Here is a 17,919-nt window from a genome sequence, read left to right as displayed (position 1 = left end):
TTAGTGGACACCTCATGCATCAGAGCACTCAAAAGCAAAAGGTGCGGAGAAATTCGCGCTTACCACGATCTGCAATTTGTCTGCCGCCGTCTCTCCCAACTACACCACATTGCTGCTCTCACGTATTGTCATGGCGGTTGCTCACGGAGTCTTCTTCGGTGTCGGTGCGGCGTGTGCGAGTTCTCTTGTTCTCAAGGCAAGGGCCGGAAGCGCAATCGCCGTGATGATGGGAGGGCTCACCGTCGCCATGGTGGTCGGGGTGCCGCTCGGTTCGTGGATCGGCCAATTATTCAATTGGCGTACTCCCTTTCTTATTGTCACTGGCATGGGAACTATCGCGGTGCTTGGTCTGACTTGGCTTTTGCCGCGCGAAATTTCGCATCAGCAGCCCGCCTCGTTTGCGACCCAACTGAGCCTTCTCGGGAATCGACGTCTCGCGACCATGTACCTGCTAACGGTGGTCGGGTTCGGCGGCACCTTTGTAGTTTTCACCTTCCTGTCGCCATTGCTGACCGACGTCACTGGCGTACCGGAGGAAGCCGTCAATATCGCACTGCTGCTCTTTGGTGCGACAACTGTCGGTGGAAATCTGGCGGGTGGGACATTGAGTGATGTCGTCGGTACACGCAACGCGATGATGATCCTGCTGTCCGGACTGATCGTCTCTTTTGTCTCGCTTCGATTAGCGATTCACAATGAAGCGGCAACTTTCGTGGTGATCGCTGTCTTGGGGGGCGTTTGCTTTCGCCATTCCGCCCGTTATGCAGGCCGGCGTTGTTGCCACGGCGAGGCAGGAGGCTCCCGATGCGCTTGGAACGGCGTCCGGCTTCAATATAGCCGCCTTCAATCTCGGAATCTCGAGCGGGTCTTTCATCGGTGGCCAGCTCTTGAAAGGGCCCGGGCTGCTGGTGACCCCCTACGCGTCAATCGCGATGGCGAGCGTTGCCTTGCTGTTCGCGATGGTTGCACTCCGTCCCCGCTCTGCGATCGACAATGCGAATGTTGCGTGACAGTTGGCGCGGTTTGCCGCACCAGCGTCCTTCAAAGAGGTCAGCTGGCGCGAGACTCTGAATCTGCCGCTCAGTTCTCTGGCCAATTGAGCAGGAATGTGCGCACGATTTCTCGAAGCTGGTTCCTTGTCGCGCCGCCCTTCGCGTCAACTGCCATTCCCTGAATGGTCAACACAACAAGCCGCGCGCGGCATCCGTTGCCGTCATGCCAGGAGGCAACGGCCCGGCGTCCTTCACCGCTTCGAGCCGTTCGCTTAGAATCTGGCCAAACTCATTTCGGCTGCGAACGAGATATTGGCGAACTGGCTCATTTGCCGGCGAGCATGCGAGTGCCGCGCTTGTCACGAGACAGCCGGGCGGTGTACGCGATCCAGCGTGCAGATCTGCCATACCGTACAACAAACTTTCCACAATCCGCCGAGGGGTTGGTTCGGCCAGCGCGCATGCCTGACGAAATTCAACGTGCTTGGACAAGTAGCGCTCGACAATCCGATGGAACAGTTCCTCCTTGCTACCGAACGCAGCGTACAGGCTTGATTTCGTAAGCCCTGTCGCGTCGAGAAGATCATTCAACGAAGTGCCTTCATATCCTTGCTGCCAGAACACCTGCAGCGCTTTATCCAGCACCTCAGTTTCATCAAACTCTCGCACTCGAGACATTGTCGCTCCTGAACCAAACGCATCTTACTGGACCGAGCGGTCCCTTATACCTATTAGTGTTCTTGATTCAAGAGCTGGAAGTAGCTCGCCGGGGCTGTACCAACTCAAGCAGCAGGTGAAAGTGAAAACGATTTCACTCGCGAGATGAATCTGATGCAGCTTGGCTGCCCGAACTCGGCCTTGTCCAAATTCTCGTAATTGTCGGGCGTGGAGGCTAGTGTATTAAGTCGACGCACGCGAAAGTGCCGCGCGTGCGAGCGAATGAACTATTGGTGGATCTAGCTATCGATAGGAAGACAAGCGGCTTCCCCCGCGCTTGGGAGCGCGTCCGGCATTCGCAATGCGGCTGCTGCTTGCTGCTTTCCGCGCATGCGATGATTTCATTATTTGCGGGCGTTTCCCCGTTGCGTGTCGAACCGTTGTCGGGCCTCCTCGACCGGGTCTTGGTATGCGACGGCCCACCGGTATAGAGCGGAGAACGGCCCCGCAAGCGTACGACCGAGCGGGGTGATGGCGTATTCAACCGCCACTGGAGAAGTATCAAGCACCGTTCGAGAAACCATCCCGCTTCGCTCGAGGCGACGGAGCGTTTGCGTCAATGATTTCTGAGTGACAGGCTCCAGCGCGCGCTTCAGCTGGTTGAAACGCGTCGGGCCTCGCGAGAGCGCCGCAACCACCAGGATCGTCCATTTGTCGGCTATCTCTTCTATCAGCACCCGATTCGGACAATCCGCCGGAAACGGCCAAATTTCCAGCTCTGGCGGGTAGATGAGTTCAGGACGAGGAGCTTCATTTTGCACGGTGCGGTATCCGATTAGAAACTTGGTAGCGGGCTAGTGCCTAATTTACATGAGCGTCATGCCGATACTATAGCCCCACCCATGACGTGGACGGGAAGTGGGTTGAATGAAACAGGCAGAACTCGGACCACGCTTCGGCCTGTGACGGTCCCATTCGAAGCCGCTGCCATCATCAGTGCAAATATCGCCGCAGTGCACAATCTCAGGTCGCGAGCACCAGAGGGCATCGGCGCTTGGAGCCCGAGGGGTCAGGCCTTTTAGCGGTCGCAGCCGCTATCGCCGTCCCGCCAGTCGCCGCTGTGTCCGCACAACGCGTTGAAGGAAAAAATGCAGCGTGTTCATCGACTAGCTGAAATCGTTTCACTTCCGGAAACGGCACGGACAGCATCAATTACAAGCCGCCTCCGACTGATCTGCATCTACCAAACTCAGGAGCCCTCGAATGTCCAAGCTTGATATGCTTACCCCGCAAAACAGCGCTATCGCCTTGATCGACTATCAGCCCGCAATGTACCAGGGCGTGCAGTCGCATGACCGGCTGGTGGTATTCAATAATATCCAAATCCTGGCCAAGACGGCAAAGCTGTTCAAGATTCCGACCGTAATATCGACGGTCGCCAAGGACTCGTTCTCGGGTCCGTTCATGCCGGAGGTGACAGATCTGTTTCCGAACCACGAAATCATCGACCGGACGTCTATGAATTCGTGGCTCGATCCGAACTTCCGCAAAGCCGTCGCCGCGACCGGCAAAAAGAAGTTCGTCATAGCCGGCCTCTGGACAGAAGCATGCGTGATGTTTCCAAGCCTCGACATGCTCAAGGAGGGTTACGAAATCTACGTTCCCGCAGATGCCTGCGGTGATCTGTCGCTCGAGGCACACAACCGCTCCATGGAGCGCCTGCTACAGGCCGGCGCCGTTCCGATCACCTCATGCCAATACGTCTTCGAACTGCAGCAGGACTGGGCACGCGCCGAGACCTACGAGGGCGTGATGGATATCCTCCGCGCCCATACGCCATACGGCATCCAGGTGCGCTTCTCGAAGTGGGCGCTCGGCGAGCACGCTTCCGAGGCAGGCCCGCGGTAACTCCTGGAAATGCCGAAGATAGGACGACAGTCATGAAGGTTTATGTGTTGTCTTTGGCTGCAGGCCTCCTCGTCGGAGTGATCTACAATCTCCTCAACGTACGCTCGCCAGCGCCACCGATGGTGGCGCTGGTCGGGCTTCTAGGAATCCTGGTTGGCGAGCAGATCATCCCGGTCACTAAACTGCTCATAGGGGGCTCGAGCTTTTCCGAGGCATTCCATCTCTCGAGCTGCGACTCCCACATTTTCGGAATGCTACCGGGCCGACGCACGGTCGGTCCGATTGATGGCCTCAAGAATCCGGAGAAGCAAGCATGAGCAAGCAGGGCCCCGATCTAATCCTGCATCACGGTTTGTTTGCGACACTTGATCGCTCGAATCCGGCGGCGACTGCCGTAGCAATCAAAGACGGGCTGTTTACGGCCGTGGGGCACGTAGGCGACGTGATGAAGCTTGCCGGTTCCTCAACAAAGATCATTGACCTGAAGGGTCGGCGCGTGCTGCCTGGGCTGATCGATAATCATCTCCATATCATACGGGGAGGGCTCAACTACAATATGGAGCTGCGGTGGGACGGCGTCTGGTCGCTCGCCGACGCCATGACCATGTTGAAGAAGCAAGTCGCGATCACGCCGCCGCCGCAGTGGGTGCGCGTCGTCGGCGGATTCACCGAACATCAGTTCGCCGAAAAGCGGTTGCCGACAATCGAGGAACTTAACGCAGTCGCGCCCGATACTCCGGTCTTCATCCTTCATCTTTACGATCGCGCGATGCTGAATGCTGCGGCGCTGCGCGTAATCGGATACACAAAGGACACGCCCGAACCACCCGGCGGCGAGATCGTGCGCGATACAAAGGGCAATCCAACCGGGCTTCTCCTTGCCAAGCCAAATGCCAACATCCTCTACGCGACGCTGGCCAAGGGACCTAAGCTTCCCTTTGAATATCAGGTCAACTCCACCCGGCACTTCATGCGGGATCTGAACCGTCTCGGCATCACCGGAGCGATCGATGCCGGCGGCGGTTTTCAGAATTATCCTGAGGACTATGCGGTCATTCAGAAGCTGTCGGACGAAGGGCAACTCACTGTCCGCCTGGCCTACAACCTGTTCACGCAGAAGCCGAAGGGGGAGAAGCAGGACTTCCTGAATTGGACAAAGACTTCGAAGTACAAGCAGGGAACTGACTACTTTCGGCACAACGGCGCCGGCGAGATGTTGGTGTTCTCTGCAGCTGACTTCGAGGATTTCCGCGTGCCTCGTCCGGATATGCCGCCGGAAATGGAGAGCGAGCTCGAAGATGTCGTCCGCGTCCTCGTCCAGAATAAGTGGCCATGGCGCCTGCACGCGACCTACGATGAGACGATCTCGCGCGCGCTCGACGTGTTCGAGAAGGTCAACCAGGACACGCCATTGGATGGTCTGCACTGGTTCTTCGACCACGCCGAGACCATCTCCGATCAGTCCATCGAGCGCATCGCTGCGCTTGGCGGGGGCATAGCGGTGCAGCACCGCATGGCCTATCAGGGCGAGTATTTCGTCGAGCGCTACGGTTTTGGTGCGGCCGAAGCTACGCCACCGGTCAGGAAGATTATGGACAAGGGGGTGAAGATCTCCGCCGGCACGGATGCAACCAGGGTTGCCTCCTACAATCCGTGGGTCTCGCTGGCTTGGCTCGTAACCGGCATGACCGTGGGCGGTCTGCGGATATATCCGCAGCGCAATTGCCTCGATCGCGAAACCGCGTTGCGGATGTGGACCGAAAACGTCACTTGGTTCTCCAATGAGGAGGGGAAGAAAGGGCGCATCCAGGTGGGTCAGTTCGCCGACCTGATCGTACCGGATCGGGATTTCTTCTCCTGCGCCGAAAACGAAATCGCCGAAATCGCGAGCGATCTGACGGTAGTCGGCGGGCGCATCGTCTACAGCGCGGGCGAGTTCAAAGCTCTCGACGATACCGCGCCGCCGCCCGCGATGCCCGACTGGTCGCCGGTGCGCAGTTTTGGAGGGTACGGCAACTGGGTGGAACAGGACGGCAAGGCACAGGCCATCAGCGCGAATGCAATGCAGACGTGCGGCTGTGCCAACGCGTGTACCGTGCACGGCCACGACCACGCGCGCGCATGGTCTGGCAGGCTCCCGGTTTCGGATCTCAAGAGTTTCTGGGGTGCCCTCGGTTGCGCCTGCTGGGCGGTGTGAGATGTTCGCCAAATCTGATGCGCCGAGCTGGGTCGCGACAATCCTGTCTTGGTCATGGGTTGTGGCGGCCGCCAGAATAGCGCTCGTCTCAGCGTTCCTGATCGGCGGAATTCAGAAGGCCCTCGATTTTCCGGGAGCCGTTGCCGAACAGGCGCATTTCGGACTTCAGCCGGCGTGGCTTTGGGCCGCGGCAGCCATTGTCGTCGAACTCGGCGGCTCCGCGCTCGTCATTCTTGGACGCTGGGTGTGGCTGGGAGCCGGCGGGCTCGGCGTCCTGACGGCGGTCGCCATGCTCACCGCAAACGATTTCTGGGCCAAAGCCGGTCACGATCGCTTCCTGGCCGTGAACGCCTTTTTCGAGCATCTAGGCCTGATCGCCGGCCTGGTGCTTGTGTCAATCCTGTCGTTGCGCTCGCAAAGCGCTTGATCACTACAGCTCAACTCACTTTGTTCGAGGCTTCCATGTGTCGCAAACGTTATCTGATCGAGATCCTGCTGATTTCATCGTTGCTGACGATCGCGTCCGCTGCCATCGCGCGGGATCAGGGAGCGCATACCACGCCACAGGTCGGCGTCGGCGCGCAATACGACACCACGCATGTCTATGTCGCTCCCGAGGACGTGGACAAGTTCGTGGCCAGCTTTCTCTCTACGTTCGGAGGTCAGAGCACGAAGCAGGTCGTTGCCACGGTGACACCGACGCCGAGCAGCACCACGAGCCAACTGCTGCAGACGCCGGTTGGCACCGTCTCGGTGTTCGGATTCAAAACGCCGGTCCCTTATCCTTTTGGCGCCGAGCGAACCGGCTATCTGGTTACGGACCTCGACGAGGCAATCAACGTAGCCAAGGACTCGGGCGCTGACGTGCTCGTGGCGGCCTTCCCGGATCCGATCGGACGCGATGCGGTGATCCAGTGGCCGGGCGGCGTGAATATGCAACTCTATTGGCACACGACGAAGCCTTCCTATGCGGCTTTCGAGACGATTCCTGAGAACCGCGTTTACGTCTCGCCTGAGCGGGCTGATGCCTTTATCCGCAGCTTCCTGCGGTTTTCGCACGGGAAGGTTGTTTCCGACGATGCACATGCCGCGGGGGTCGAGATCGGCCGAGCCAAAGACACATATCGACGTATCCATATTGAATCAGTATTCGGAAAGATGACGGTCCTCGTTACCGATGGCCACTTGCCCTACCCGTACGGACGGGAACTGACCGGCTATGAGGTGAGCGATTTGCAGGGAACTTTGACGAAGGCCAAGGCCTCGGGCGCCACTGTGCTCGTCGAGCCCTATACGTCTGACGGACGGGCCGAAGCCATGCTACAGTTCCCCGGCGGATATATTGCGGAGATTCACGCGGCCGCACCGAAGTAGGGGGCGCGATGGCATTCCTGCTGGGACGATGGCTTTTGCGGAAGGTATGTGCGGCAGGCGTACTGCTTGCTGCAGCGCCGCAGATGGCGTGGGCGGATGATCAGAAGTCTCAGGCTTCCGCGCCGCAGCGGCCTGCCATCATGTTCAACCGGTTCCAGGAGGACTGGTCGGTGCTGGCGGATCCGCGGGTGACGCGTGAGCCCTTCGATGAACTCAAATACATTCCACTGTCGAGCGTCGATCCATACACGTATCTCTCATTTGGTGCGAACACCCGCCAACGGTTCGAGTCCAATAACGCCGCGAACTTCGGCACCGGTGCGAACAGCAGCCAGAATTATGTCATCAGCCGAAACGAATTCCATGCCGATCTCCGCGTAGACAATCAACTACAGGCTTTCGTGCAATTTCAGGCCGACTATGCGCCCTGGAAAACTCAGTTGACACCGGTCGATCGGGATCGGCTTGATCTTGAGCAGGGTTGGGTGGCTCTGACCGAGTCCATCGGAGGCGGAACGCTGAAGCTGCGGGCCGGTCGCCAGCAATTTGCCTTCGACCTGCAGCGCTTCATAGCTGTTCGCGACGGTCCCAACGTCCGACAATCTTACGACGCCGCCTGGGCGGACTACGAAACTGGAGCCTGGCGGTTCATCACCTTTTACAGCCTGCCGGTTCAGGTTCGGGACACTACGGTATTCGATGATTACAGCAGCGTCACCAAGCAGACCTTCGGGATGGCGCGGACAGAGTATAAGTTTTCCGAGTCTCTCTTCATCGCCGGCTACTATGCCAATTTCACCCAGGGGAATGCACAGTTTGCAAATGCCTCCGGCGCCGAGCGGAGAGACATTTTCGATGTCCATCTGAACGGTAACGCTAATCATTTCGATTTTGACTTCGAAGTGATGAACCAGACCGGACGCATCGGCCTCCAGCCGATCGAGGCTTGGGCCGTCGGTTCAATCGCGGGCTACACCTTCGCCGATGTGAACTGGAGCCCAAGGGTGGGTATCCAACTCGATGCGGCGTCCGGTGACGGCAACACCAAAGGAACCTTTGGGACGTTCAATCCGCTGTTCCCCAACGGTTACTATTTCACCCTGGCAGGTTACACCGGATACACCAACCTCATTCACATCAAGCCATCCCTGACGCTGAGCCCGACTTCGTCACTCAAGATCATGCTCGCTGCCGCGGCTCTATGGCGCCAGAACACGGCCGATGCGATCTATACCCAACCCAACATAGCCGTCCCGAACACTGCTGGGCGCCCGGGTGCGTATACCGGAAGTTACGGCCAGATTCGGCTCGATTGGACCATAGACCGCGCAACTTCATTCGCAATCGAGGCCGTGCACTTTTCGATCGGTAACGCATTGCGCAACGCTGGCGGCCATGACTCGAACTATGTCGGCGTAGAGATCAAACGGGGATGGTAGTGCCCCCGGTGTCGAGCGGAAATTCAATGATCGTGCCTTTTCTCCTGAGCCTCACTGCAGGCTATGTCGACACGGCGGGCTTTCTCGCATTGCAAGGTCTCTTCACGGCCCATGTTACCGGGAATTTCGTGACGCTTGGCGCGTCGCTGGCTCTCGGCACATCGGGAGCTGTTGCGAAACTCCTGGCCCTTCCGGTCTTCTGTGCGGTCGTAATGGCTGTCCGCCTGCTCAGCTCGGCACTGACGCCGCGCTGGCGCTTCGTTTTCGAAGCCATGCTCAGCCTTAAGGTCCTTCTGCTGATCGTCGGCGCTGTGCTCGCGATCGAGTTCGGACCTTTCCGGGACGGCGACAGTTGGCAGGCGGTGATTACCGGAATGGTGCTCGTTTCGGCCATGGCGATACAGAACGCCGTACATCGGGTCTATCTCGGAAGCGCACCACCCTCGACGCTGATGACCGGCACGACGACACAGATCATGATCGATCTTGCGGATATGATCTATGTAAGGGACGATGCGCCAGGGCACCAAATCAGGTCGCGGGTCGTGATGATGTCCAAGAACGTCATCATTTTCGCCGCCGGCTGCGCTGCCGCGGCCCTCTTGTACGCGCAATACAACGTTTGGTGTTTCGTGGTGCCCCCCCTATTGGGCGGACTTTCGCTGCTTGCTCGACTAACGGAATCGACGCTGAAAGAAGCAGCGAGAAACTGACGTTCCATTCTGTTTCCAAATTCGAGGACGAAGTCGAAGCCAACAGAGATGCAGATCGACGCTGTCGGAGATGCTAACTCTTCCGGATTTTTCGGAACCCGAAAGTTAGTCGATGGGGCCGCCCCCGTGACGGAGGTCCTCGCGGCGATGGCTATCTTCGTTGCGTTTGCCGTCGCTCTACCCGCCAACGCCCTGTCAGCGGAAGTCAGTGGAACGGAAAACGCGAATGTCGCGCCGCTGAAGACGACGCTCCTGCGCTATGACGAGGACTATTCCTATTTGCGCGACCCGGCGAAACGGACCGGAGCCTGGTGGGAGCCATACAAGTATATTCCGCTAGAGTTCGGTGATGATGCGTACCTCACGCTCGGCCTGGAGCTTCGGTTCAGGGAGGAGGCATATCGCAACTTCAATTGGGGTGAGCTCCCGGTCAACGAGTATCAATGGTACCGGATGCTACCGTACGCGGACCTGCATTTCGGCCCAAACCTGCGTCTGTTCGGCCAAATGATTGGCGCCTGGGTTACGGACAAGGAGACAGTTGGGGGCGTCGACGCAACAGGGATTGAAGTGCTGCAGGGTTTCGCGGATCTGAAGCTGCCGTTGGCCAGCGGCACCGATCTTACCTTGCGGGGAGGGCGACAACTCCTGTCGTATGGCACTGAGCGATTGATCAGCTTGCGGTATGGCCCGAACGTGCTTCGTTCCTTCGATACGGCGTTGGCCTCGATTCAATCGGCTCCATGGCGGGTTGACGCGCTCTATGCACGACCGGTCCGAAACCTGGTCGGCAGCTTCAATGACCGCTTCGATCCAGAGCGAACACTCTGGTCGATCTATGCCATGCGCCAATTGACGGAGATCAGCTCCAAGCCGGGACTTGATGTCTACTACATCGGCTACCGCAATGCCGCCGCAGAGTACAATCAAGGGAGCGGAGAGGAAGTGCGGCACACAATCGGCAGTCGGTTTTTCGGTGCCGCGAATGGTTGGGACTGGAATTTCGAAGGCATGGCTCAGTTTGGCCATTTCGATCACGGAGATATCCGCGCCTGGTCCATTGCCTCCGATACGGGCTACACGTTCGCCGGCGTGACCTTCAGCCCGCGGCTTGGCCTGCGGGCGAACATTATCAGCGGCGACCGTAACCCATACGACCTCAATCTTCAGACCTTCAATCCACTATTCCCGAAAGGAAAGTATTTCGGCGAGATCGGCCTGCTCGGGCCATACAACCTGATCAACGCTCACCCGACGCTCACCCTTCAATTGAACAAAGATTGGACCCTCGATCTGGCAACAGTCTTCTATTGGCGCGAAAGTCTTGGCGACGGAATCTACGGTCCTGGAGGGAACCTCGTGCGACCTTCGGATGACAGTCGCTCCCGCTATATCGGAACTCAGGCCGACGTGATACTCGGGTGGCAACCGGTCCCTTGGTTCAGCGCTGCACTGTCCTACTCTATATTCGTGCCCGGGCAGTTTATACAGGATACAGGCCCATCAAAGACGGCTCACTTCGTGGGCGTCGAGGCGATGTTGAAGTTCTAATTGCAATATCGACGCCGCTCTGGATCCGTCTCGGATAGCTCTACGATAGCGACTGAAGCGTAACCCAATCTTGCGAGGGGAGCCAAACAAATGCGCATGATACTAAAGATCGTGTTCGCAACATCGCTGCTCGCCGCCCCGATGCTCCCTCTCGCGGCTTCGGAGACGAAAGACACGGGTGATGGCGAAATCCGCATTGGAAACATCATGCCCTATAGCGGTCCATTGACGGAATTTGCCTCCATCGGAAAGACGGAGTCTGCCTATTTCGACATGATCAACGATCGCGGAGGCATCAATGGCCGGAAGGTGAGGTTCATTTCGCGTGATGACGGGTCGAACCCAAGGAAGGCCGTGGAGCAGACCCGCCAATTGATCGAAGATGATAACGTGTTGCTGATTTCTGGCTCGTTCGGCACACCGGGCAATTTGGCCGTACGCGCTTATCTGAACGAGAATAGAATACCACAGTTGTTCGTCGCTTCCGGTGACCAGGAATGGAGTAAGCCCGCTGAGTTTCCCTGGACAATGGGCTGGCAGCCTCCGTTTCGCGCCGAGGGGCGCATCTACGCGAATTTTGTGCAGGCGTTTTATCCGGACCAAAAGCTTGCAGTCCTCTGGCAGAACGATCAGTTCGGGCGCGATCTATTGATAGGCATGCAGGAGGGGCTCGGAGACTGGACGCGCATGATCGTAGCTGACAGTACTTTCGAGATGTCGGACAAATCGATCGATAGACAGATCGATGTCCTGAAAGCGTCGGGAGCAGGAGTCCTGCTTTTCGCGGGTTCGCCGAATATGGCTGCACTCGCCATAGGGCGGTTGGCAGAAATCGATTGGCACCCGGTCGTCATCCTCAACAACGTGGCCGCACCTGCCGTGCGCGCGCTGGGGTCAGCCGACGTACAGAACGCGGTGGGGGTGATCTCGACGTCTTTCCTGAAAAATGCGACCGACCCGGTCTGGAAAGACGACGAAGGGATCAAACAGTTCTCAACGTTCATGGACAGGTATTATCCCGGCGGCGACAAGGCGGATAGCAACGCTCTCTTTGGTTATGCTGTTGCTCAGACCCTGTCCCGAGTGCTCGAACAATGCGGTGACGACTTGTCGCGCGAGAACATCATGCGACAGGCCACATCGTTGAAGGATTTTCGGAGTTCGGTCACGCTCCCCGGAATTGCGATAAGCACTGGTCCAAACGACTTTCGGCCGATCAAGCAGATGCGGCTTGTGCAATTTGACGGAAATGTTTGGCAGTCAATCGGGGATGTGATCGATAGCGCGTTCCTCGGTCCGACAAACCATTAGATCGAGAGATGAGGGCGGCGCCGTTTACTCGTTATCCGATCTACCTTCCGACCCGGCATCTCTCCGTGAGGCCAGATTATTCAGTGATCTTGTGGTCGAAGCCTTGGAGGAAGGGTACTACCTTGCGGTTGCCGGCAGACTGCGGCTGGGGCAGGGAGAGATGCTGCCGCTCACGTCAGGCACCAGTTACTGCCACTCCTGAGTGGAGCGAATGATGAGGGCGAAGGATCAGCAACCCAAGCTGACGACGAACCCGCCGAGCACGTTGCCCTGGAACGCGTTTCGCCACACGGCCTTTACGGTGGTTTGGGTTGCGACCGTGGTCTCCAATGTCGGCACCTGGATGTACAATGCCGCGTCCGGCTGGCTGATGACGAGCCTGGACGCCGACCCGCTGAGCGTATCTCTGGTTCAAGTCGCAACCAGCCTGCCCATGTTTCTCTTTGCGCTTCCGGCGGGCGCGCTTGCGGACATCGTCGACAAGCGCCGCTTTCTGATCGTTACGGAAATCGTTGTCACGTTGGTTGCGGCGGCGAGTGCGGTGCTCGTCTCGCTGGGCTTCATCAATCCGCCCATCCTGCTGCTGTTTACGTTCCTCCTCGGCGTGGGCGCAGCGTTTACCGCGCCAGCGTGGCAATCGGTGGTTCCCAGCCTTGTGCCGAGGCAGGATCTGGCTGCAGCGGTGGCAACCAACGGCGTTGGCGTCAACATCAGCAGGGCGATCGGACCTGCACTGGGCGGCGTGATCATCGGCGGATTGGGAATTGCCGCGCCGTTCTGGTTGAACGCGCTTAGCAATTTCGGCGTTATCGGAGCCCTTTGGTGGTGGCGCCCGTCAACGTCCGGCGGTCATGCGCTCCCTGCCGAACGTCTGACAAGCGCCCTGGTGATCGGACTTCGCCATGCCAGGTACAATCCGCATCTGCGAGCAACCCTGATAAGAGCTGCGAGCTTTTTCTTCTTTGCGAGCGCCTATTGGGCGCTACTTCCGCTTGTCGCGCGCAACCAGATCGCGGGAGGGCCGGCGCTTTACGGCATAATGCTGGGCGCGATTGGAGCAGGCGCGGTCAGCGGAGCGTTCGGCCTGCCCTGGATGAAGGCCACCTTCGGGCCCGATCGGCTCGTTGCACTCGGCACCGTTGGTACAGCGGTCAGCCTGATCCTGCTCGGCCTCGCAGATGACTCCTTGACTGCGCTTTTTGCCTGCATCGTCGCTGGTCTTTCCTGGATCGCGGTCCTCGCGACCCTCAATGTCTCAGCACAGGTCTCCCTGCCGGATTGGGTACGTGGCCGCGGGCTTGCCATGTTCGTAACCGTCTTTTTTGGTGCCATGACCGCGGGCAGCGCGATTTGGGGGCAAGTTGCCTCGATGCTCAGCCTGCCGGCCGCTCACTTCATTGCGGCTGCCGGTGCCTTGATTGGAATTGTGTCGAGTTGGCCATGGAAGCTGCAAAGCGGGGCGGAAATTGATCTCACACCCTCCATGCATTGGCCCGTTCCGGTTTTGACGATCGACGCGGAGCCGGATCGGGGACCAGTGCTGGTAACAGTCGAATACCACATCATTCCTGAGCGACGCGGTGCCTTTTTGGCAGCGCTCCAGGAGCTTGGCCAGCAGCGTCGACGGGACGGCGCGTACGCCTGGGATGTCTTTGAAGATGCCGCCGAGGAGGGACGATTCATGGAAACATTCCTGGTTGCATCGTGGCTTGAGCACTTGCGGCAGCATCAGCGGGTTACGAATGCCGACCGCGTGGTCCAAGACGCCGTTCGTCAATACGACGCCAAGACCGAGCCGAAGGTAAGCCATTTCGTTGCCGCATCGTTCGGGTCCAAATCAATCCGGGAATCTGACGAGCTATAGCTTCTTCTATGGGCGTGGGCTTAGGGGTGCTGAGTTTCTAGACGTGCGGGCGTTCTCGAAACTAAAAACAGCAAGAAGTTTTACAGAAGTCGGCCACAGCCCTTAATAGAGTGGCCTGTCTGAACGTCACAATAGGGCCTGCGAAAATTGGTCTTGCAATTCTAGTAGTTGGCAAACGGGGTAGCCGGGCGCGCTCCCGTTCGAATGCAGTATCGGTGAGGACCAGAATACGGTTGACGTATTCGAACGATATGCGGATTCGAAGGTGGCTCTATTCCATCAAGTGGAAAGCTTCGCACCGTTCTCGAAAGAGTTCTTCGCCATGGCCAAGCTCACTCGCTGGGTGATCTATGGCACGCCTTCAGATGAGTTCAAGAAGGCGAACGTGGACTTTCAGCCGATTTATATGACGCGATTCGATGGTTTTGTTAGGTGAGGAAAGTGGCTGCAGGTGGCATCGGAGAGCTGCTCGCCCGCGCGACGATTTGTTCGCAAGCTTTCAGCTCTGCTGGTATGCACGAGAATTGTTCACACCATGGTACAATTGAGCCATCATAATCGGGGCTCTACACTCATTTCCTGGCGATTGATCACTCAAAGAGTGCGTTGATGGTCCCGACCGGAAGCATCGAGGTCGATCAATCGCCGCTCCAGGAAACCATCAGGAAGTCGCGAGCAGTTCAGAAGGCGCGGACTATCGACGCAGCTGTGCTTGTCGGTGCAACCGCATTGCGGTGCTTCCCCGTTGGACCGTATCGAAGGACGATTGTCAAATGAACAGGTTGAATAACAAGCGCACTCTTATCACCGGCGGCAGCAGCGGCATCGGGCTCGAGACGGCTCGCCGCTTCCTTGAGGAAGGGGCCCGCGTAGCCATTACCGGCAGCAATTTGGCCTCGCTGGAAGCCGCTCGCAAGGAACTCGGAAACGCGCTACTTATCCATGTGGATGCTGGCGACGTCGCCGCTCAGAAGAAGATAGCAGCTGAGATACAGGGCAATTTCGGCGGCCTCGACGCTATCTTCATCAATGCCGGCATCGGCGACTTCCGTCCATTGGCTGAGTGGGACGAGGCTGGCTTCGACCGCTCGGTGGCGGTCAATTTGAAGGGGCCGTTTTTTCTGATCCAGGCTCTGTTGCCGATTCTCGCCAATCCGGCTTCGATTGTGCTGAATACCTCAATCAATGCCCACATTGGCATGCCGAATTCCAGCGTCTACGCGCTGACGAAAGCGGGATTAATTTCGCTCGCTCGCACCCTTTCCGGCGAGCTCCTGCCGCGGGGTGTTCGCGTCAATGCAGTGAGCCCCGGCCCAATCGCTACGCCTTTGCACGGCAAGATCGGCATGGGCGATGCGGAGATCAAAGGCCTGGTCGGCCAAATCCCAGCGGGTCGCCGCGGCGTGCCAAAGGAAGTAGCTGACGCCGTCGTCTTCTTCGCCTCAGATGAATCATCTTTTACCATCGGTAGCGAACTCATTATCGATGGCGGCATGAGCACACTCTGACCAATGGGACCATGCTTTACCGCGCGTGACCAAGCGCAAATCGCGGTATCACTCGACGCCAAGGATGCGACGGCACATGCCGTACTGGCACACATGATGATGTGGGGTAGCGAATGGGAGTCGGCGATCGCGGAAGCGCGCACCGCAATTGCCCTCAATTCAAACAGGGCGTTTGTCATCAGCATGCTTGGCCGTGTGCTCGGGTTTGGCGGATATCGAGAGGAAGCACTCGAAAGGCTGCAGCAGGCATTGCGTGCCAGCCCACACGATCCCCTGATTTGGATTTGGTTGATCTGGCGTGGGCTTTTGCAGTTCTTTTCAAGCGATTTCTCGGCTGCGCTGCAGACGTTGCGCCAAGTTGCTCGCGTGCGTCCGGGTTACGTTGTCACCTTCCAATATATTGCAGCGTCGCTTGCCCATCTCGGGCGTTCGGACGAGGCGCGCGAAGCGCTAAAACGTGTCCCCCCGCAATCGGTGCAGGGGTGTCCGGGGAATGATTCACTGTGTCGCGGTGCATGCTCGGCAGGACCGAGGCAAATCGGTCTTTTCTGGTTGTCGAGACACAGAGGGCCGAGCATGCGATATCGCGGTAGCATTTTTGGAAGGCTGCTTGAACCGATCAATCGACGGCAGTTTCAGACGGTTGTGGATCGTCTGGACGGGGATGCCTACGACAAGTCGTTCAGGAGCTGGGATCATCTGGTGGCGCTGATCTATGCCCAGCTTAGCGGCAACAGCAGTCTGCGCGGGGTGGTGACTGGCTTCAACGCCAATTCGCAGCATCACTATCACTTGGGAACCGGCAAGCTGTCGCGCTCGACGTTGTCCGATGCCAATGCCCGCCGTCCGATCGGCATTTTCGCGCAAACCTTTGCGGCGCTGTCGGCGATGGCGCGTCGCCAGCTGCGGAGTGAAGGCATGGAGATGGTGCGTCTGATCGACGCCAGTCCGATCCCGCTCGGCAAGGTCTGCAGTTGGGCGACGTGGAACGGCCGCATTCGCGGCATGAAGCTGCATGTCGTCTACGACCCAAGGAGCGATGTCCCGACCTGCGTCGAGATGACGGCCGCGAACGTCAATGACATCGAGATCGGCCGACAGACCCCAATCCAGCCCGCCACCACCTATGTGTTTGACAAGGGCTATTGCCGTTTCGACTGGTGGCAGAAGATCAATGATAGCAAGGCTTTCTTCGTTACCCGGGCGAAGACGAGCATCCGTCTTCGCTCGCTCAGGCATCGCGCCATCCGCAAGCGTAACGGGGATGGCTTCGAAATCCTTGCCGATGACGAGGTGAAGCTCACCAGCAAGGGCGATTCGCGCCTTCCAATCCCGCTCCGCCGCATCAAGATCAGACGCGAGAAAGGCGGCAAGATCACACTCCTGACCAACGACCTTGCCCGTAGCGCCGTCGAGATCGCCGCCCTCTACAAGAGCCGATGGCAAATCGAGCTGCTGTTCCGCTGGATCAAGCAGCATCTCGATATTCGCAAGTTCCTCGGCGCCAACGACAACGCGATCCGCCTTCAGGTGCTCGCTGCGATGATTGCCTACCTGCTGCTGCGCATCGCCGCTCACACCAACTGCATCAAAATGCTCCCGCTCAGGTTCGCCGAACTCGTCGGCCAGCTCCTGCTCACGCGTCGATCCCTCGCTGCCATCGACAAACCTCCGCCCATCAACCCCAGCCGTCGGAAATCAACCATCTCACCTGACCAGATGGAGCTCCGCTATGCCTGAATTTCCCCGGACACCCCTGCAATCGGTGGAGCAGCTTGAGCGGTGGCAGGAAAGGCCACCCTGGATGCGTCCCGAAGATTATGCGCTTCTCGTCGAAGGTGTCCGCCTCGCAGCCCATCAGGGACAGCGCAATCCCAACCATAACTAGGAGCCGGGGATGTCGTCGCAGATTAACAGCTGCTTAAGTCCGCCACGGCTGCGCCGAGCTAAACGCCGCCGAAACGGCTGATTGAGTACTCTTGATCCAACTCTGGGAGCTTATCCATGTCTCAGACTATTTCATTCATCGTTCACTTGCCCGTCAAGGCCGAAGCACGCGAAGCACTCTATTCGAGCCTCGTAAAGGTGCTCGACGAAATGTCAAATGAACCGGACTTCGTAAACACTTATCTTCACCGTTCGGTGGAAGATTCCGATACCCTGGTACTCTACGAAACCTGGGCATGCAGCGCGCAGTACTTTCAAGATTACCACCTGAAGAAGGCGTATCGGGTCGAATACGAGGGCAAGCTGAAGAACATGTTGAAGTCGGAGCGGCGTTTTGAATGGCTCGAACCCATCAAAAGCTACGAGTGCAAGGGCAGATAGTCCATGATCGACGCCGGCCCGTCCCTTGGGCGCCATTGAGGGACCGCATGGGCGGGTGGACAAAGGTCTAGGCCTGG

At 58.2% G+C, this 17,919-nt stretch carries 17 protein-coding genes; 15 read left to right on the top strand and 2 right to left on the bottom strand.

All coding sequences use genetic code 11. The features are described 5' to 3' along the window. Window positions 1-67: 67 nt before the first annotated feature. Window positions 68-1,174, top strand: a complete 1,107-nt coding sequence (locus tag ACVWZM_RS43925; RefSeq protein ID WP_456856865.1) for an MFS transporter — start codon at window positions 68-70, stop codon at window positions 1,172-1,174. Between the two features lie 4 nt (window positions 1,175-1,178). Here the strand turns inward: ACVWZM_RS43925 and ACVWZM_RS43920 are convergent, their stop codons facing one another. Beyond that, the gene (locus tag ACVWZM_RS43920) at window positions 1,179-1,670 is read right to left on the bottom strand and encodes a TetR/AcrR family transcriptional regulator (protein ID WP_456856414.1); all 492 of its coding nucleotides are present in this window, start codon (window positions 1,668-1,670) and stop codon (window positions 1,179-1,181) included. A 383-nt stretch (window positions 1,671-2,053) separates the two neighbouring features. Then, entirely contained in the window at window positions 2,054-2,470 is a 417-nt protein-coding gene (locus ACVWZM_RS43915; RefSeq protein ID WP_456856412.1) for a winged helix-turn-helix transcriptional regulator, read from the bottom strand. A gap of 442 nt (window positions 2,471-2,912) precedes the next feature. On the opposite strand from ACVWZM_RS43915, the gene ACVWZM_RS43910 reads away from it, so the two are divergent. From ACVWZM_RS43910 to ACVWZM_RS43845, 14 genes are all read left to right on the top strand, one after another. Then, complete coding sequence (locus ACVWZM_RS43910; RefSeq protein ID WP_456856410.1) at window positions 2,913-3,557, top strand: hydrolase; 645 nt, start codon at window positions 2,913-2,915, stop codon at window positions 3,555-3,557. A 32-nt stretch (window positions 3,558-3,589) separates the two neighbouring features. Then, window positions 3,590-3,874 (top strand): XapX domain-containing protein, encoded by a 285-nt coding sequence (locus ACVWZM_RS43905; RefSeq protein WP_456645957.1) that lies wholly within the window; start codon window positions 3,590-3,592, stop codon window positions 3,872-3,874. After that, complete coding sequence (locus ACVWZM_RS43900) at window positions 3,871-5,754, top strand: amidohydrolase (protein ID WP_456856407.1); 1,884 nt, start codon at window positions 3,871-3,873, stop codon at window positions 5,752-5,754. Before ACVWZM_RS43905 ends, ACVWZM_RS43900 begins: the two co-directional genes overlap by 4 nt. Window position 5,755: 1 nt before the next feature. Further along, window positions 5,756-6,181: a DoxX family protein gene (locus ACVWZM_RS43895; RefSeq protein WP_456856863.1), complete on the top strand. Its 426-nt coding sequence runs from the start codon at window positions 5,756-5,758 to the stop codon at window positions 6,179-6,181. A 35-nt stretch (window positions 6,182-6,216) separates the two neighbouring features. Next, window positions 6,217-7,128 carry a glyoxalase gene (locus ACVWZM_RS43890; RefSeq protein WP_456856406.1) on the top strand — a complete coding sequence of 304 codons (912 nt, stop codon included), beginning with the start codon at window positions 6,217-6,219 and terminating at the stop codon, window positions 7,126-7,128. Between the two features lie 8 nt (window positions 7,129-7,136). Beyond that, entirely contained in the window at window positions 7,137-8,567 is a 1,431-nt protein-coding gene (locus ACVWZM_RS43885; protein ID WP_456856404.1) for an alginate export family protein, read from the top strand. Window positions 8,568-8,593: 26 nt separating this feature from the next. Continuing rightward, window positions 8,594-9,280 carry a YoaK family protein gene (locus ACVWZM_RS43880; protein ID WP_456856403.1) on the top strand — a complete coding sequence of 229 codons (687 nt, stop codon included), beginning with the start codon at window positions 8,594-8,596 and terminating at the stop codon, window positions 9,278-9,280. A 48-nt stretch (window positions 9,281-9,328) separates the two neighbouring features. Beyond that, window positions 9,329-10,831 (top strand): alginate export family protein, encoded by a 1,503-nt coding sequence (locus tag ACVWZM_RS43875; RefSeq protein WP_456856402.1) that lies wholly within the window; start codon window positions 9,329-9,331, stop codon window positions 10,829-10,831. A 90-nt stretch (window positions 10,832-10,921) separates the two neighbouring features. Then, window positions 10,922-12,142 (top strand): ABC transporter substrate-binding protein, encoded by a 1,221-nt coding sequence (locus tag ACVWZM_RS43870; RefSeq protein ID WP_456856400.1) that lies wholly within the window; start codon window positions 10,922-10,924, stop codon window positions 12,140-12,142. A 211-nt stretch (window positions 12,143-12,353) separates the two neighbouring features. Continuing rightward, window positions 12,354-14,006 (top strand): MFS transporter, encoded by a 1,653-nt coding sequence (locus ACVWZM_RS43865; protein WP_456856399.1) that lies wholly within the window; start codon window positions 12,354-12,356, stop codon window positions 14,004-14,006. A 265-nt stretch (window positions 14,007-14,271) separates the two neighbouring features. After that, on the top strand, window positions 14,272-14,442 hold the full coding sequence (locus ACVWZM_RS43860; RefSeq protein ID WP_456856398.1) for a hypothetical protein: 171 nt from the start codon (window positions 14,272-14,274) through the stop codon (window positions 14,440-14,442). Window positions 14,443-14,779: 337 nt separating this feature from the next. Then, a complete protein-coding gene (locus ACVWZM_RS43855; RefSeq protein WP_456856396.1) occupies window positions 14,780-15,514 on the top strand; it encodes an SDR family oxidoreductase in 735 nt (244 codons plus the stop codon). A 576-nt stretch (window positions 15,515-16,090) separates the two neighbouring features. Beyond that, entirely contained in the window at window positions 16,091-17,254 is a 1,164-nt protein-coding gene (locus ACVWZM_RS43850; protein WP_057015126.1) for an IS4 family transposase, read from the top strand. A gap of 264 nt (window positions 17,255-17,518) precedes the next feature. After that, complete coding sequence (locus ACVWZM_RS43845) at window positions 17,519-17,842, top strand: putative quinol monooxygenase (RefSeq protein WP_456856394.1); 324 nt, start codon at window positions 17,519-17,521, stop codon at window positions 17,840-17,842. The last annotated feature ends 77 nt before the right edge of the window (window positions 17,843-17,919 follow it).

It is taken from the genome of Bradyrhizobium sp. USDA 4501 (assembly GCF_054062115.1).
Note: the sequence above shows the minus strand (reverse complement) of the source record. Positions and strands in the feature narration are given on the sequence as shown.

What these genes read in the sequence shown, in the direction of transcription:
- ACVWZM_RS43920 (WP_456856414.1), bottom strand. Translation starts at nt 1,670, where the DNA reads ATGTCTCGAGTGCGAGAGTTTGATGAAACTGAGGTGCTGGATAAAGCG.
- ACVWZM_RS43910 (WP_456856410.1), top strand. Translation starts at nt 2,913, where the DNA reads ATGTCCAAGCTTGATATGCTTACCCCGCAAAACAGCGCTATCGCCTTG.
- ACVWZM_RS43905 (WP_456645957.1), top strand. Translation starts at nt 3,590, where the DNA reads ATGAAGGTTTATGTGTTGTCTTTGGCTGCAGGCCTCCTCGTCGGAGTG.
- ACVWZM_RS43900 (WP_456856407.1), top strand. Translation starts at nt 3,871, where the DNA reads ATGAGCAAGCAGGGCCCCGATCTAATCCTGCATCACGGTTTGTTTGCG.
- ACVWZM_RS43895 (WP_456856863.1), top strand. Translation starts at nt 5,756, where the DNA reads ATGTTCGCCAAATCTGATGCGCCGAGCTGGGTCGCGACAATCCTGTCT.
- ACVWZM_RS43890 (WP_456856406.1), top strand. Translation starts at nt 6,217, where the DNA reads ATGTGTCGCAAACGTTATCTGATCGAGATCCTGCTGATTTCATCGTTG.
- ACVWZM_RS43885 (WP_456856404.1), top strand. Translation starts at nt 7,137, where the DNA reads ATGGCATTCCTGCTGGGACGATGGCTTTTGCGGAAGGTATGTGCGGCA.
- ACVWZM_RS43880 (WP_456856403.1), top strand. Translation starts at nt 8,594, where the DNA reads ATGATCGTGCCTTTTCTCCTGAGCCTCACTGCAGGCTATGTCGACACG.
- ACVWZM_RS43875 (WP_456856402.1), top strand. Translation starts at nt 9,329, where the DNA reads ATGCAGATCGACGCTGTCGGAGATGCTAACTCTTCCGGATTTTTCGGA.
- ACVWZM_RS43870 (WP_456856400.1), top strand. Translation starts at nt 10,922, where the DNA reads ATGCGCATGATACTAAAGATCGTGTTCGCAACATCGCTGCTCGCCGCC.
- ACVWZM_RS43865 (WP_456856399.1), top strand. Translation starts at nt 12,354, where the DNA reads ATGATGAGGGCGAAGGATCAGCAACCCAAGCTGACGACGAACCCGCCG.
- ACVWZM_RS43855 (WP_456856396.1), top strand. Translation starts at nt 14,780, where the DNA reads ATGAACAGGTTGAATAACAAGCGCACTCTTATCACCGGCGGCAGCAGC.
- ACVWZM_RS43850 (WP_057015126.1), top strand. Translation starts at nt 16,091, where the DNA reads ATGCGATATCGCGGTAGCATTTTTGGAAGGCTGCTTGAACCGATCAAT.
- ACVWZM_RS43845 (WP_456856394.1), top strand. Translation starts at nt 17,519, where the DNA reads ATGTCTCAGACTATTTCATTCATCGTTCACTTGCCCGTCAAGGCCGAA.